The 12,721-nt window shown below is 42.8% G+C and carries 17 protein-coding genes; 10 read left to right on the top strand and 7 right to left on the bottom strand.

The features are described 5' to 3' along the window. Positions 1 to 345: 345 nt before the first annotated feature. Complete coding sequence (locus ACOSV2_RS19765) at positions 346 to 1,128, bottom strand: alpha/beta hydrolase family protein (protein ID WP_428976562.1); 783 nt, start codon at positions 1,126 to 1,128, stop codon at positions 346 to 348. A gap of 217 nt (positions 1,129 to 1,345) precedes the next feature. Between ACOSV2_RS19765 and ACOSV2_RS19760 the strand changes: the two genes are divergently transcribed. From ACOSV2_RS19760 to ACOSV2_RS19750, 3 genes are all read left to right on the top strand, one after another. Continuing rightward, complete coding sequence (locus ACOSV2_RS19760; RefSeq protein ID WP_428976561.1) at positions 1,346 to 2,347, top strand: ABC transporter substrate-binding protein; 1,002 nt, start codon at positions 1,346 to 1,348, stop codon at positions 2,345 to 2,347. A gap of 72 nt (positions 2,348 to 2,419) precedes the next feature. Beyond that, a complete protein-coding gene (locus ACOSV2_RS19755; RefSeq protein ID WP_428976560.1) occupies positions 2,420 to 3,196 on the top strand; it encodes an ABC transporter ATP-binding protein in 777 nt (258 codons plus the stop codon). Further along, a complete protein-coding gene (locus ACOSV2_RS19750) occupies positions 3,177 to 3,977 on the top strand; it encodes an ABC transporter permease (RefSeq protein WP_428976559.1) in 801 nt (266 codons plus the stop codon). Before ACOSV2_RS19755 ends, ACOSV2_RS19750 begins: the two co-directional genes overlap by 20 nt. Here the strand turns inward: ACOSV2_RS19750 and ytkD are convergent. The 3 genes from ytkD to ACOSV2_RS19735 all read right to left on the bottom strand — a co-directional run bounded on the left by ytkD (position 3,967) and on the right by ACOSV2_RS19735 (position 5,321). After that, complete coding sequence (ytkD, locus tag ACOSV2_RS19745) at positions 3,967 to 4,440, bottom strand: RNA deprotection pyrophosphohydrolase (RefSeq protein WP_428976558.1); 474 nt, start codon at positions 4,438 to 4,440, stop codon at positions 3,967 to 3,969. The two genes, ACOSV2_RS19750 and ytkD, sit on opposite strands and share 11 nt — an antisense overlap. Before the next feature lie 96 nt (positions 4,441 to 4,536). Next, complete coding sequence (locus ACOSV2_RS19740; protein WP_428976557.1) at positions 4,537 to 4,875, bottom strand: hydrolase; 339 nt, start codon at positions 4,873 to 4,875, stop codon at positions 4,537 to 4,539. A 56-nt stretch (positions 4,876 to 4,931) separates the two neighbouring features. Further along, positions 4,932 to 5,321: a phage holin family protein gene (locus ACOSV2_RS19735; RefSeq protein WP_324745114.1), complete on the bottom strand. Its 390-nt coding sequence runs from the start codon at positions 5,319 to 5,321 to the stop codon at positions 4,932 to 4,934. Between the two features lie 229 nt (positions 5,322 to 5,550). Between ACOSV2_RS19735 and ACOSV2_RS19730 the strand changes: the two genes are divergently transcribed. Next, entirely contained in the window at positions 5,551 to 5,796 is a 246-nt protein-coding gene (locus tag ACOSV2_RS19730) for a DUF6154 family protein (protein ID WP_397554453.1), read from the top strand. 222 nt (positions 5,797 to 6,018) lie between these two features. On the opposite strand, the gene ACOSV2_RS19725 is transcribed toward ACOSV2_RS19730, so the two are convergent. Next, positions 6,019 to 6,201 carry a hypothetical protein gene (locus tag ACOSV2_RS19725; RefSeq protein WP_428976556.1) on the bottom strand — a complete coding sequence of 61 codons (183 nt, stop codon included), beginning with the start codon at positions 6,199 to 6,201 and terminating at the stop codon, positions 6,019 to 6,021. A gap of 188 nt (positions 6,202 to 6,389) precedes the next feature. On the opposite strand from ACOSV2_RS19725, the gene ytzI reads away from it, so the two are divergent. Continuing rightward, the gene (gene ytzI, locus ACOSV2_RS19720) at positions 6,390 to 6,563 is read left to right on the top strand and encodes a YtzI protein (protein ID WP_428976555.1); all 174 of its coding nucleotides are present in this window, start codon (positions 6,390 to 6,392) and stop codon (positions 6,561 to 6,563) included. Between the two features lie 47 nt (positions 6,564 to 6,610). Here ytzI and ACOSV2_RS19715 read toward each other — a convergent pair whose 3' ends face one another. Continuing rightward, positions 6,611 to 7,084 (bottom strand): S-ribosylhomocysteine lyase, encoded by a 474-nt coding sequence (locus ACOSV2_RS19715; RefSeq protein WP_428976554.1) that lies wholly within the window; start codon positions 7,082 to 7,084, stop codon positions 6,611 to 6,613. Between the two features lie 239 nt (positions 7,085 to 7,323). Between ACOSV2_RS19715 and yidD the strand changes: the two genes are divergently transcribed. The 5 genes from yidD to ACOSV2_RS19690 all read left to right on the top strand — a co-directional run bounded on the left by yidD (position 7,324) and on the right by ACOSV2_RS19690 (position 12,229). Beyond that, positions 7,324 to 7,569, top strand: coding sequence for a membrane protein insertion efficiency factor YidD (gene yidD, locus ACOSV2_RS19710; protein WP_397554451.1), 246 nt, complete (start codon positions 7,324 to 7,326; stop codon positions 7,567 to 7,569). A 157-nt stretch (positions 7,570 to 7,726) separates the two neighbouring features. Then, positions 7,727 to 8,689: a metal ABC transporter substrate-binding protein gene (locus ACOSV2_RS19705; protein ID WP_428976553.1), complete on the top strand. Its 963-nt coding sequence runs from the start codon at positions 7,727 to 7,729 to the stop codon at positions 8,687 to 8,689. Between the two features lie 294 nt (positions 8,690 to 8,983). Then, positions 8,984 to 10,342, top strand: coding sequence for a cytochrome ubiquinol oxidase subunit I (locus tag ACOSV2_RS19700; RefSeq protein ID WP_428976552.1), 1,359 nt, complete (start codon positions 8,984 to 8,986; stop codon positions 10,340 to 10,342). A gap of 24 nt (positions 10,343 to 10,366) precedes the next feature. Continuing rightward, positions 10,367 to 11,395 carry a cytochrome d ubiquinol oxidase subunit II gene (locus ACOSV2_RS19695; RefSeq protein ID WP_428976551.1) on the top strand — a complete coding sequence of 343 codons (1,029 nt, stop codon included), beginning with the start codon at positions 10,367 to 10,369 and terminating at the stop codon, positions 11,393 to 11,395. Positions 11,396 to 11,506: 111 nt separating this feature from the next. Further along, the gene (locus ACOSV2_RS19690; RefSeq protein ID WP_428976550.1) at positions 11,507 to 12,229 is read left to right on the top strand and encodes a 3-ketoacyl-ACP reductase; all 723 of its coding nucleotides are present in this window, start codon (positions 11,507 to 11,509) and stop codon (positions 12,227 to 12,229) included. Between the two features lie 62 nt (positions 12,230 to 12,291). Here the strand turns inward: ACOSV2_RS19690 and ACOSV2_RS19685 are convergent, their stop codons facing one another. After that, positions 12,292 to 12,663, bottom strand: a complete 372-nt coding sequence (locus ACOSV2_RS19685; RefSeq protein ID WP_428976549.1) for a VOC family protein — start codon at positions 12,661 to 12,663, stop codon at positions 12,292 to 12,294. Between the last annotated feature and the right edge of the window lie 58 nt (positions 12,664 to 12,721).

Raw genomic sequence — 12,721 nt, 5'->3', positions numbered from 1 at the left:
TTCAAAGAAACATGCTTAGAAAGTTGGTTGGAGCGGAAGGAAGCTCGACTCCTGCGGGAATAGCTGGACAGTACGAAAAGCGGAGAGGCTTTGCTCAGGGGCGACAAGCATAAGACGAGTCTGCCGGAAAGGCGCTCTTTGCCTTTTTGGCAGACTTGGCTTATGACCTCGAGCCCCAAAGCCCCGTAGCTGGACAGGTGAGACCCCGGAGGCGCAGCCTAAGGAGGCTCACCGCCAGCCCCTCGGAAAACGAGCATCCTGTAGCGGAAATCAACTATTACTTTCTTCATTAAGATAGCTACAAGCTTTGATCAAAGAAGAGCCTTTTATTTAATACACCACTGTCTATTGATTTTTCATCCATGTGCATAGCATGGAGACGATTTGTTGATTCTTTCGTGGTGGGAAGTAGTGCGTAAACTCTTTAAAGTATCGGGACGACACAGATTTCTCCAACTCTTTCAGTCTTTTTTCTAATCTATATGCATGCTCCACAGAAACGTTCTGATCCTTTTCACCGTGAATGATCAATACGGGAGCTTCAAGGTTGTCTAATTCGTATAGTGGGGTACGCCATTCGTATCGTTCCGGAACTTTATTGGGACTTCCCCCTATAACTCGTTTCATCATTCTCCTGAGATCCTTCCGTTCGTCATATGTTAAGAACATATCGGAAACGCCTCCCCATGTAACAACAGAGGTGACGTCCCTCTGCTCTATGCCTGTCAGAAGTGCCATGACCCCTCCACGGGAAAAGCCAAACACATGGATCCGGTTATGGACCACTCTGTGATAGTCTTTAAGCAGTTCAACACCCGAAATGGCATCTTCACGATCATCCCCCGCAAAATCTTCATTTCCCTCTCCTCCAAGATTACCTCGGTAATAAGGAGCAAATACAATGAATCCGTGAGAAGCAAATTGAGCGATTCTCGCCGGACGGACCATGCCGACGCCTTTGATCCCACCTCTTAAATAGAGGAAACCCTCATACTTCCCAACTCCAGCAGGTTCAGCCAATAAGCCCTTTACCCGTAGACCGGAGGATAGATAGGTAATTTCATATAGTTCCACATGAGGATTAGGTGAAGGAAACAAGGTTTTCTTCACAATCGTTCCGTTTTTCATATTCTCTTCCTTTCAAAACGTGCATTGGGTATTCACACATTTTTTATACTTCACATAAGATATTTTAGCAAATCTCATCATTAGCAGACGATTCAAAACCCTGCCTTTATGACCATCCTACCCTTTTAATATGGAAAGATAAACAAGGCAAAGAGAGATGCACTCATCCCCATTCTATCGTTAAACGAGTTTATAAAGCTTAAAGGAGGAATATTGAATGAAAAAATGGCTTCGTAGTGGCTTTGCCGTGTTGCTCATAGGTATGTTGGCAATCGGGTTGACAGCATGTGGAGAAAAAGAAGAAGTCGTACAGAAAGTTCGTGTAGCAGAAGTAACACGCTCGATTTTCTATGCTCCTGAATATGTCGCAATCGAAAAAGGATTCTTCAAAGAAGAGGGACTCGACATTGAACTGACCACTACCTGGGGTGGAGATAAGACCATGACTACCTTGCTATCGGGCGGCGCCGATATCGCCCTGGTCGGTTCAGAAACCTCCATCTACGTCCATGCACAAGGTTCCGATGATCCGGTCATTAACTTTGCTCAATTAACCCAAACCGATGGAACATTTCTCGTCTCCCGTGAAAAAGTAGAGAACTTTGATTGGGATCAGCTAAAGGGGTCCACCTTCCTTGGTCAGCGTAAAGGCGGAATGCCACAAATGGTAGGGGAATTTGTCCTAAAGCAGAACGGCATCGATCCACAGAACGATCTGAACCTGATCCAAAACATTGATTTCGCGAATATTGCCAGTGCCTTTGCTTCCGGTACAGGGGACTACGTTCAATTATTCGAACCAACGGCATCCATTTTTGAACAGGAAGGAAAAGGGCATATCGTGGCTTCCTTTGGAACAGAATCAGGGCACGTTCCCTATACAACGTTCATGGCAAAAGACAGTTACATGAAAGAAAACAAAGAAACCGTTGAGAAATTCACGAAAGCTTTGTTCAAAGCTCAAGCATGGGTCGAGGAAAACAGTGCTGCAGACATCGCCAAAGTGATTGAACCCTATTTCGAAGATACAGAGCTTTCATTGATTGAAACGGTAGTTGACCGCTACAAATCACAAGGATCCTTCGCGACAGACCCGATCCTTGACGAAGAAGAGTGGAACAATCTCCAGAACATCATGGATGAAGCAGGAGAGCTTCCACAGTCCGTTGATCATGAAACGTTAGTGAACACGTCGATTGCTGAAAAAGCAGCAAAGTAGAACGATCCGGGGCTGACTTCACATGTCAGCCCTTCCCTTATAGAAAAAAACGAAAATGGAGGCTTAAATACAGTGAACTTTCTATCTTTAGAATCGATCCACCACACCTACTTTTCACCCAAAACGGCCACCCATGCCCTCTCAGACATTACGCTTGCGGTAAAAGAAGGGGAGTTTGTCTCGTTTATCGGTCCGAGTGGATGCGGGAAAACCACGCTGCTCTCCATTATTGCAGGACTTATCAAGCCGACTGAAGGAACGATTCTTTTAAACCAGCAACCCATTCGAAAAATGAAAGAAAAACTGGGATACATGCTGCAGCAGGACTATCTGTTTCCGTGGAAGACCATTGAAGAAAATATTTTATTAGGTTTAACCATTATGGGGACCCTGACTGAAGAAAAGAAGAAGGAAGCTCGTGCTTTGTTGTCTGAAATGGGGTTGGAAGGTGTCGAAGCATCTTATCCAAGGGAACTGTCGGGAGGAATGCGTCAAAGGGTGGCCCTGATTCGAACCCTGATTACAGAACCTCAATTACTTCTCCTGGATGAACCTTTCTCGGCACTCGATTATCAAACCAAATTAAAGTTAGAGGATTTGGTGTACTCCACTTTAAAGTCCTTTGGCAAAACCGCTATTCTTGTGACCCATGATATTGGCGAAGCCATCTCCATGAGTGACCGCATCATTCTATTCGCGTCGAAACCAGGGTCTATCCACACGATATTCGAGGTCCCGCCACGGTTAAAAGAGTTAATGCCCTTTGAAGTGAGGAATCACCAGGAATACCCGGGATTTTTCCAAACCATATGGAAGGAGCTTGAAAAACTTGAATCACGAATCGGTTAAACAAAAACACCAGGAATACATCCAATCAATTAAAAAAGAACAGCGATGGGTTTGGTTTTATCAGGCTCTTATTTTCTTTGTGTTCTTTTCTCTGTGGGAAATCGCGAGCCGGAACAGCTGGATAGATCCCCTCATTTTCAGCTCACCTTCAAAAATCTGGAAGCTTTTTCTCATAAAACTTGGAGACGGAAGCCTTTTGGCCAATCTTTCTGTCACACTCGGTGAAACCATCATCGGATTCATTCTCGGCACCTTACTTGGAACCCTTTTAGCCGCTTTATTATGGTGGTCACCATTTCTTTCTAAAGTATTGGACCCTTATCTTGTAATCATGAATGCCATGCCCAAAGTAGCCCTCGGTCCGATATTGATTGTGGGGCTGGGACCCGGCTTCACATCGATCATCGCCATGGGTACCGTCATTTCCGTCATCATCACCACGATTGTTGTGTATACTTCCTTCAGGGAAGTGGACCCGAATTATTTAAAGGTGATGCAGACCTTCGGAGCCAAAAGGGGGCAAATGTTCAAAGAAGTCATTCTCCCTGCCTCTTTCCCGACCATCATCTCGACACTGAAAGTCAACGTGGGTTTATCATGGGTCGGGGTCATCGTAGGAGAATTCCTTGTTTCCGCCAAAGGGCTTGGGTATATGATCATTTATGGTTTCCAGGTCTTTAACTTTACCCTTGTCCTGCTATCCCTGCTTGTCATTGCCGTATTCGCTACCATTATGTATAAGCTGGTTGAACAACTCGAAAAGAAGTTGATCAAATCATAAGGTTGAGATCCCTTATTCTTTTGAGAGCCAAGTCCACCACTTGATCTTTCATGATAAAACTAAAGGAAGGATCGTCATGAATGTTGGAGAAATCCCCATTCCAAAGGACGGCTCCTTCTGTTTCCAGATAATCTTCCTTGCTTATGATCTCCTCAGCGTTAGCAAAGAAAATCGTTTTGATAAATGGTGAGTGATCATATACCTTATATTCGCCAATGCATAACGGCTCCTTGATCATTCCCCCTGTCTCTTCAAACGTTTCACGTACCGCAGCTTCCTCAAGGGTTTCTCCTTTTTCCCTCTTCCCCCCAGGAAACTCCAAGCCTCTTTTTTTATGCCGTGTTAACAACCATTTCTCCTTGTAGCGGCATAGAACCAACACATGATGTGATTCTTGTTGAAAGCTTCCCTTTTCAAAGGATATTTCTACTCTCTTCCCATTTACATCGATAAAATGTTCCATCTGACTTCACCTCATCCGTACACACTTTCTTTCATCTAAACATAAATAAAAAGCATTGGTCCACAGATATCTCTTCTGAACCAACACTTTTATTCATTACTGAGGATCCTCATGAGGCTCTGAGCTCAAGATACCAATACTCTCAATGAACTTCTTCGCTTCATCATCTCCCAGACGATGAAGCATTTCATACACTTGATGCAGGTTCTCATCATATGCATCATTTTCCCGATCAAAATGATATTGAATATAAGGGACATGCGCACGATAGAAGTTCTGCCAATCGACTGAGTGATTGGAATCGAATACCTCCCGCAGCTGGGTGATTTCTTCATCTGTTGCAGATATCTTAAAGTTCCAAGGTGAATCCGTAGAGCTTCTTGAAATTTCACCAGTGGCTACTTCAATATAATAATCGTGTCGTTCTTCGTTCATCTTCCCACTCCTTCACTGTGCTTACCCTTCATTTTCCTCAATTGACGAAATTCTATTCACTTCGATTTCTTCTTTAAGACTTCTACCGCTTTCCTTAGAAACTCCGGTACAGGTACTCCTGCACGCCCTACATTTTCTATGATCGATATCATTTCATTACATAAGTAAAAAATAATTGTGGCATTACGAATAAAGTGTTGATTTGTTAGTATAGTATCAATAAGATGGGCAACCGTGACAAGGGAAAAAATCAACACCTTGCGGCCAATCCCCCTTAAACCGAATTTACTGGATAACTTCCCTTCAATCCCACTTGCAATCATCCCTGTAAAATAATCCAAAGTCACGGCAATTAACAAAATGGTCAACAGAGAATTCCATTCTCCAAATAAGTTTAAAATGATTGCACCCAGTCCCGATCCAACGAACAGCATACTTTTTTCCAAATAAAGCATCTCCTTTTTGTAATGGTTGGCTTGTAACAAGTGAATGTGAAACCAGGACCTCACCGGCTTTAACAGCAGCTTCTCGTGTCAAAAAGTGCAAAAACCATTTTATAGCCCATGGTTAATTAGTCTTATAAAGGGTAAAGACAAATAAGAGTTGTCCTAGCATAATATGTAGAGTAATTCATAAACGTTCATGGTAAAATGAAACGAAAGGGAGGTGAAGCGCATGAAGTTAATCGAAGAAATCTATGAAATGTACCGTGGAAGGATCAAAGGTACCGATGAAGACTTAGACCTCATTGCCCTTACAATCTTAGAAGATACCTCCAGGAGCGAGCTACTGGAACTTATTCAGGAAATGGAAACAGAAGAATTACAATACTTCTTCCGCTTATACATATTTGAAACACTAAAAGAAAAATGGTCCAACAGCGAAGAACGAGTGAGACTTGAGAAAAAGAGTCTGCACTAACCAAAAAGCGCAGGCGGCTTCGGTAGGCCCGACAAGCACAACTGGGAAATCCCAAAAGGCGCTTTTTGCCTTATGGGATTTTTCAGTTGTGACCTCGAGGGACTAGCCGCCGGAGCTGGACAACCGAAAAGCGCAGGCGGCATGAGCAACAACTAATTGAAATTTTCCAAATGAAAGAAGAAGCCTTGCTCCGAATTTCCCGGAACAAGGCTTCTTCCCTTTTCAACCCCTCACATCAAGGACATGTCCTTTATCGGGATGCAGCGCAGGCTGACTGACCTGCATTTCTTTCATCATTACGGTCGCTTGAGCCGTTTGTGTCGCCATCTGACTTTTCAATAAATTCATACTGAGTGTTCGTTGAAGCTCAGCGACTTGCTTACCCATCATTGAAGAAACGTCCATGGTAAAATCCCCCTCGTTTCGTTTATTGAAGCTCGTACATACTAAAATTCACATGCACCTTTGAGGATACCAAATATTACTAGTCATTAGTAGATAAACCTGCGTATTCACGTCATAAAAATGTTGATTTTCGTCCATGAACATCCCCATCTTCTATGGTAAAATAGTGAAAAAAAGGGGGTTGCATAATGTCAGTAACTCTTGTCCTGGTCATTGCTGTTGCTATATGTATTTTAGTGATATTCGTAAGTGCCCTTACGACTTCCAAAGCATATACAGCGGTTAAACATACAGTCGATCCACTTGAAGATAATCCTCACTTGGAAAAGATGAAGCAAGAAGAAGAAAATCAAGACAAATAAAATAAAATCCACCGTTCTAAATTTGAACGGTGGATTTTATTATGTTCTTATGCAAAAACCTGCTTTAACTCTTCGTTGCTTTTGCTAAGCCAGAATTTCATTAATTTCTTTGCTCCTTCTAAATCATGGAGCTTCGCCTGGCCGCATTGTTTTTCATTGGCAGCCGGAATTTCTTCTATCTCGACCGCTTCTTTCATCGTATCATTTAAGAGGTCGATGATTTCTTCTACTTTCGGCTCTCCGCTGACGACCAGATAGTAGCCTGTCTGGCATCCCATAGGAGAAATATCAATAATATCGAAATGAGCATACGGCTCAGCATATTTACGGATGGTGAAGGCTAATAAATGCTCAAGTGTATGAATGGAATCAGGCTTCATCGCTTGTTTATTAGGCTGACAGAAACGAATATCAAATTTGTTGATAAGTCCGTCGCTACCTACTTTATGGACACCGCAATGTCTAACATAAGGTGCTTTCACTGCATTATGATCTAATTCAAAGCTTTCTACTGAAGGCATTAAAATCACTCCCATTTAGTTTCTAGTTATAAGTATAACGTAAATTCATAGTTATTTCATCAACTTAATCTGAATTAGGTTGAAAACCTGTTCTTTCTATAAAAAATGTAACCTATTTTTCATTAATCCCATTGGAATGCCGCGACTATGATTCCCTTTGAATCAGCAATAAGTCAAAAACATTTTAATCCCCTATACAGTTTTGATATAGTAAAAGAAAATCAATCAGGAGACAGATTATGAAAAGGTTATTGTTATTTGTATTTAAGGTGTACCAACGAGTCATCTCTCCCCTCAAGCCTCCCACTTGCCGGTTTTATCCAACCTGTTCCCATTACGGTGTTCAGGCAGTGAGTCGGTTCGGTGCATTACGAGGAGGATGGTTGACAGTAAAACGGATTTTGAAATGCCACCCTTTTCATCCTGGTGGAATTGACCACGTGCCTGAAGAATGGCCTTCTAAAAATACGAATCATTCCGACTAGCTCCTATCCGGAGATGGTCTTTCTTTTTTTAAAGGATAAAAATTTAAAAATTCATCCATATGTCTTGCTTATTCCCCATAACGGTAGTAAAATAACCTTTGTGCTAAATCGTAATCATTACAGTTATCAAATTATTTAATTTAAAGGAGGATTCCTCTTGAACTATATTCGTATGAGTTTACTTTTATTATTGATTTTAGTATTATCCGCTTGCGGAGCCTCTTCTGAACAGGAAGAAGGAAAAAATAAAGATAAATTGGAAGTGTACACCACCGTGTATCCACTGGAGGATTTCACGAAGAAAATCGGCGGGGAACATGTGGATGTGGAAAGCATTTATCCTCCAGGAGCCGATGAGCATACGTTTGAGCCTTCTCAAAAAGATATGATTAAAATGGCTGATGGAGATGTTTTCTTCTACATCGGTATGGGACTTGAAGGATTCGTTGAGGGATCGAAATCGATTCTGGAAAACGAAGATGTAGTCGTTGTACCGACCAGTGAACATGTTGAATTGAATCATGAAGGAGATCATGGTGAAGAAAGTGCGGAAGAGCATGAAGAACATGGAGACTCTCACGAGGATGAGCACAACCATGACGTTGATCCTCATCTTTGGTTAGACCCGGTGTACTCTAAAGAAATGGCGAAAACCATTGCCGATACCCTTTCAAAAGAAATGCCGGAACATGAGGAAGATTTCCAGGGGAACCTCGCTGCATTAACGAAAGATTTAGATGCGCTGGACGCTGAATTTAAGGACATGGCAGCAAATGCGCCAAAGAAAACCTTCTACGTTTCTCATGCTGCTTACAGCTATTGGGAAGAACGCTACGGACTGCATCAAGAAGCCATCGCCGGATTGAATACGGCTGATGAGCCTTCTCAGCAAGAGCTTAAGAAGATCATTGAAAAAGGGAAAGAAGACAATGTTCAATTCATCCTCTTTGAACAAAACGTTTCTTCCCGTCTAACAGAAGTCGTTCAAAACGAATTGGGTGCAAAAGCCCTTACCCTCCATAATCTATCTGTCCTTACTGAAGAAGATAGAAACAATGACGAAGATTATTTTTCACTCATGAAGAAGAACATCGAGACGTTGAAACAGGCATTACAATAGAACATTTTGAGAGAGAGCAGCTGGTGAGCTGCTCTTTTTTAGTTTTCGCGATTAAATTATCGGCTATATTATCGACTTTTCGAATTTATTATCGACTTTCCCCCATATATTATCGACTTTCCGATTATATTATCGATTCTGCCTATTATATTATCAACTTAAAAAAAATCAACATACCCCTGCAGCATTCTAGATCTCCAATCAAACTTTCTCCCCCTACTAAAAATCATGAATATTATTTTCCATTAAGTGGACAATAAGGAAATGTTAAAGACTAGTAAGGGAGACATGAGAATGGATGAATTAGTAATTGCTCGTTCCTTGTTTGGTACTACGATGGCCTTTCATATCATTTTTGCCACACTAGGAGTCGGTATTCCTTTAATGATTCTTGTTGCAGAAATTATGTATCAGCGGACGAATGATCTGGACTATTCCGTGATGGCAAAACGCTGGACGAAGGCGTTCGCCGTGCTGTTGGGGGTAGGGATTCCGACAGGGACGATTGCCGGTGTTCAATTGTCGCTCCTATGGCCTGGATTCATGGAGGTTATCGGGCGGGTGATGGCACTCCCGTTCCAAATCGAAATCTATGCGTTTTTTGTGGAAGCATTATTTATGTCTATTTATGTGTATGCGGCGAATCGGATCGCTCCATGGATGAGGATTGTGAGTCTTGTCCTGGTCGCCATCGGGGGACTCGCATCAGCCGTATTAATCACGAATGTGCATGCTTTTGAAGGGACACCTGCCGGATTTGAAATGGTGAACGGAGAAATCACCAATGTGGATCCTTGGAAGGCCTTCTTCAATCCAAGCTTCTTCGTAACGGCGGGGCATGTAGCCTTATCTGCTTATGTAGTGGGGTCGTTTACGATTGCGACAGTTTCTGCATTTAAGATGCTCCGAACTTCATTTGGGTCAAGAATTTATAAATTTCATCAAAAATCCCTCATGATTTGTTTATTAGTAGGGGGCGTCTTCTCCTTCTTCACGGCGATTAATGGTCATGAATCGGCCCAAATGCTTCATGAGTATCAGCCTGAAAAACTGGCTGCTGCTGAGGGATTATTTGAGACACAAACCCATGCCCCGCTTGCGATTGGAGGATTCACGGATCCTGTGGACCAGGAAGTGAAATGGGGTATCGAAATTCCTTGGGCCCTTAGTTTTCTTGCTGGAAACAGCTTCGAAACGGAGGTTATCGGCTTAAATGACTTCCCTAAAGAATATTGGCCGCCTCTCTTCGTTCATACGTTATTCAACGCGATGGTAGGAATTGGATCTCTGCTTATTTTACTTTCCCTCATTGCCTACGTATGGAACAAATTATTGAAAAAAGACCGGTTCCCTAAATGGTTGATGTGGTCGTTTGTAGCCGGTGGTCCCCTATCGATCTTAGCCATCGAATTCGGATGGATATTCGCTTGTACGGGCCGTCAGCCTTGGACGATTTACCGCATTCTCAGTACAGAGGACTCGGTTACCACGTCAGGAAACTTAGCCGTTCTGTTCGTTCTGTTTGTTTCGGTTTATGCGATTTTGGCTGTATCCGTGGTTCTTGTTCTCTTGTATTACTTCAAACGGAATCCGCCTGAAAAAGACATCAACAAAGCGGAAGGAAAGAATAAGGATATTCCTCTATCCACATAACCAGCAAGAATTGGAGGTGAAGTTATGACACAAGCATTGATTGCCATCACGATACTATGGGGATTCGTCTTTATTTATGCCGTCATGGCAACGATGGATTTCGGGGCCGGCTTTTGGTCAATGGTCTACATTAATCATGACAAAACAAAAGCGACCAATATCGCCAACCGGTATCTGTCACCAACCTGGGAGGTGACGAATACGTTCATCGTTGCCCTGGTAGTGGCAGTGTATAGTATGTTTCCGGGTGCTGCCTATTCATTAGGAACCGTGCTGCTCATCCCGGGAAGTTTAATCCTGCTGCTTCTGGCTCTTCGGAGTGCATTTCTGGTTTTCTCACATGTGGCAGATGATTACAGAAAGCCGCTGACCTATGTGACAGGGATTACAGGCTTACTGATTCCAGGTCTGCTCATCAGCGTACTTCCTATCTCTCACGGCCCTTACATCGATTTTGAAGACGGACAAACGCTTCTTCTGGGGAAGCTGCTTACGAGTCCGCATGAATATGCCTTCTTCGGATTTGCCGTTGCCAGTACGTTGTTTCTTTCATCCTTACTTCTTGCTGACTACTCCAAAGCTTCCAAGGAATTTGAAGCCTTTAAAGTGTATCGGCGGGATGCCATGATCATCGGTCCTATCTCTGTCGTTATGGCGTTCTTCATTATGTTCACCATGAAGAATGAGGCGTCATGGATATATGAAAGAATGATGGAAGACCAGAAATTGTTATGGCTCTCCTTAATTGGGTTCCTGGTTGCCGGTGGAGCATTATTTCTACCCACCAATAAAGAGGGGATGAAGGGAATGCCCCGTGTGGCTGTCATCGCCGTGACATTTCAATATGTACTGGCAAGCTATGTATACGGTAAAGCCCACCTGCCCTATATCATCTACCCGGAAGTCACGATTCAGTCCGGATTCACGGATCCCAACTCGTTTAAGGCTGTGTTCATCACCTATATCGTTGGATTCATCATCCTGTTTCCCGGTTTTGTGTACTTTTGGAGCTTGTTTATGAATGATAAACGATATTTGAGGCAAAAAAGTTAATGACTGCACGATAGCTCCGAGAATTTCGGAGCTATTTTTCTTATCATTTGCTTATCCATTTCCGTGGCCTTACACTAACGGTAGAAATTCGATTTGAAAGGATGATCCATAGTGGCACAATCGATTAAAGGTAAAATCGCTTATATTACGGGTGCTGCCCGGGGAATCGGAAAAGCAACGGCATTGGAGCTTGCACGTGAAGGAGTTCATGTCGGGTTGATCGCCCGTACACAAAGTAAGCTGGAACAAGTTGCAGAGGAAGCGAAATCTCTGGGTGTGAAGGCAAGTGTCGCAGTAGCTGATATCTCAGATATGGAACAAGTGAATGAAGCCATTTTAAAACTGAAAAATGAACTCGGTGCAGCCGATATCCTGATCAATAATGCCGGTATCGGAACGTACGGTTCTTTTCTGGAAATCGATCCGGCAGATTGGAAGAAAACCTTTGAAGTCAACGTATTTGGAACGTATCATGTGACGCGTGCCGTCCTGCCTCAGCTTATCGAGAAAAACCGAGGGGACATCATCAATATTTCTTCCAGCAGCGGATTGAAAGGCACGGCAAAAAGCACGGCTTACAGTGGTTCGAAATTTGCCGTTCAAGGTATGACAGAAGCGTTGATGCAGGAGGTTCGACCACATAATATCCGTGTCATGACTCTGAACCCAAGCCTCGTAGCAACGGATCTTACCTTTGGGGATAAGCTCGATGAAGCAGACAAAGAGAAATACATGCAGCCGGAGGATTTAGCGGAACATATGGTTTCTCAGCTGAAATTACACCCTCGCATCTTTATCAAGCAGTCTCTTCAGTGGGCGACGAACCCTTTTTAATAAACATAAGAAACAAGAAAAGCTCAGATTCAGCTCTGAGCTTTTCCATTTCAACCTTCTTTTTATCTGTGTTGATCCACAAGAATCGGATTGCCATCAGGATCTTCAATCGTGAAACTTGCAGGACCATCACCTGATTCATCTGCTTCAGTCAACATTTTTACCCCTTGTTCTTTCAGCTGCTTTTGAAGATTCCGAATGTCCGTAAACGATTCGAGATTTTCGGCATTTTGATCCCAGCCTGGATTAAATGTCAGGAGGTTCTTTTCAAACATACCTTCGAACAGACCGATTACAGTACTACCATTCTTCATGATAAGCCAATTTTGGGCAATTTCCCCTCCCAAAGTTTGAAATCCAAGTTTTTCATAAAATGCTTTTGATTTATTAATGTCTTTCACACTTAAACTTACGGAGAATGCACCTAGTTTCATATTTCCTCCTCCTGAAAATTGATAATTCAGATTTTCATGTATAGGTCAAGTATAAGTA

This window comes from Rossellomorea sp. DUT-2 (assembly GCF_052665285.1).
Note: the sequence above shows the minus strand (reverse complement) of the source record. Positions and strands in the feature narration are given on the sequence as shown.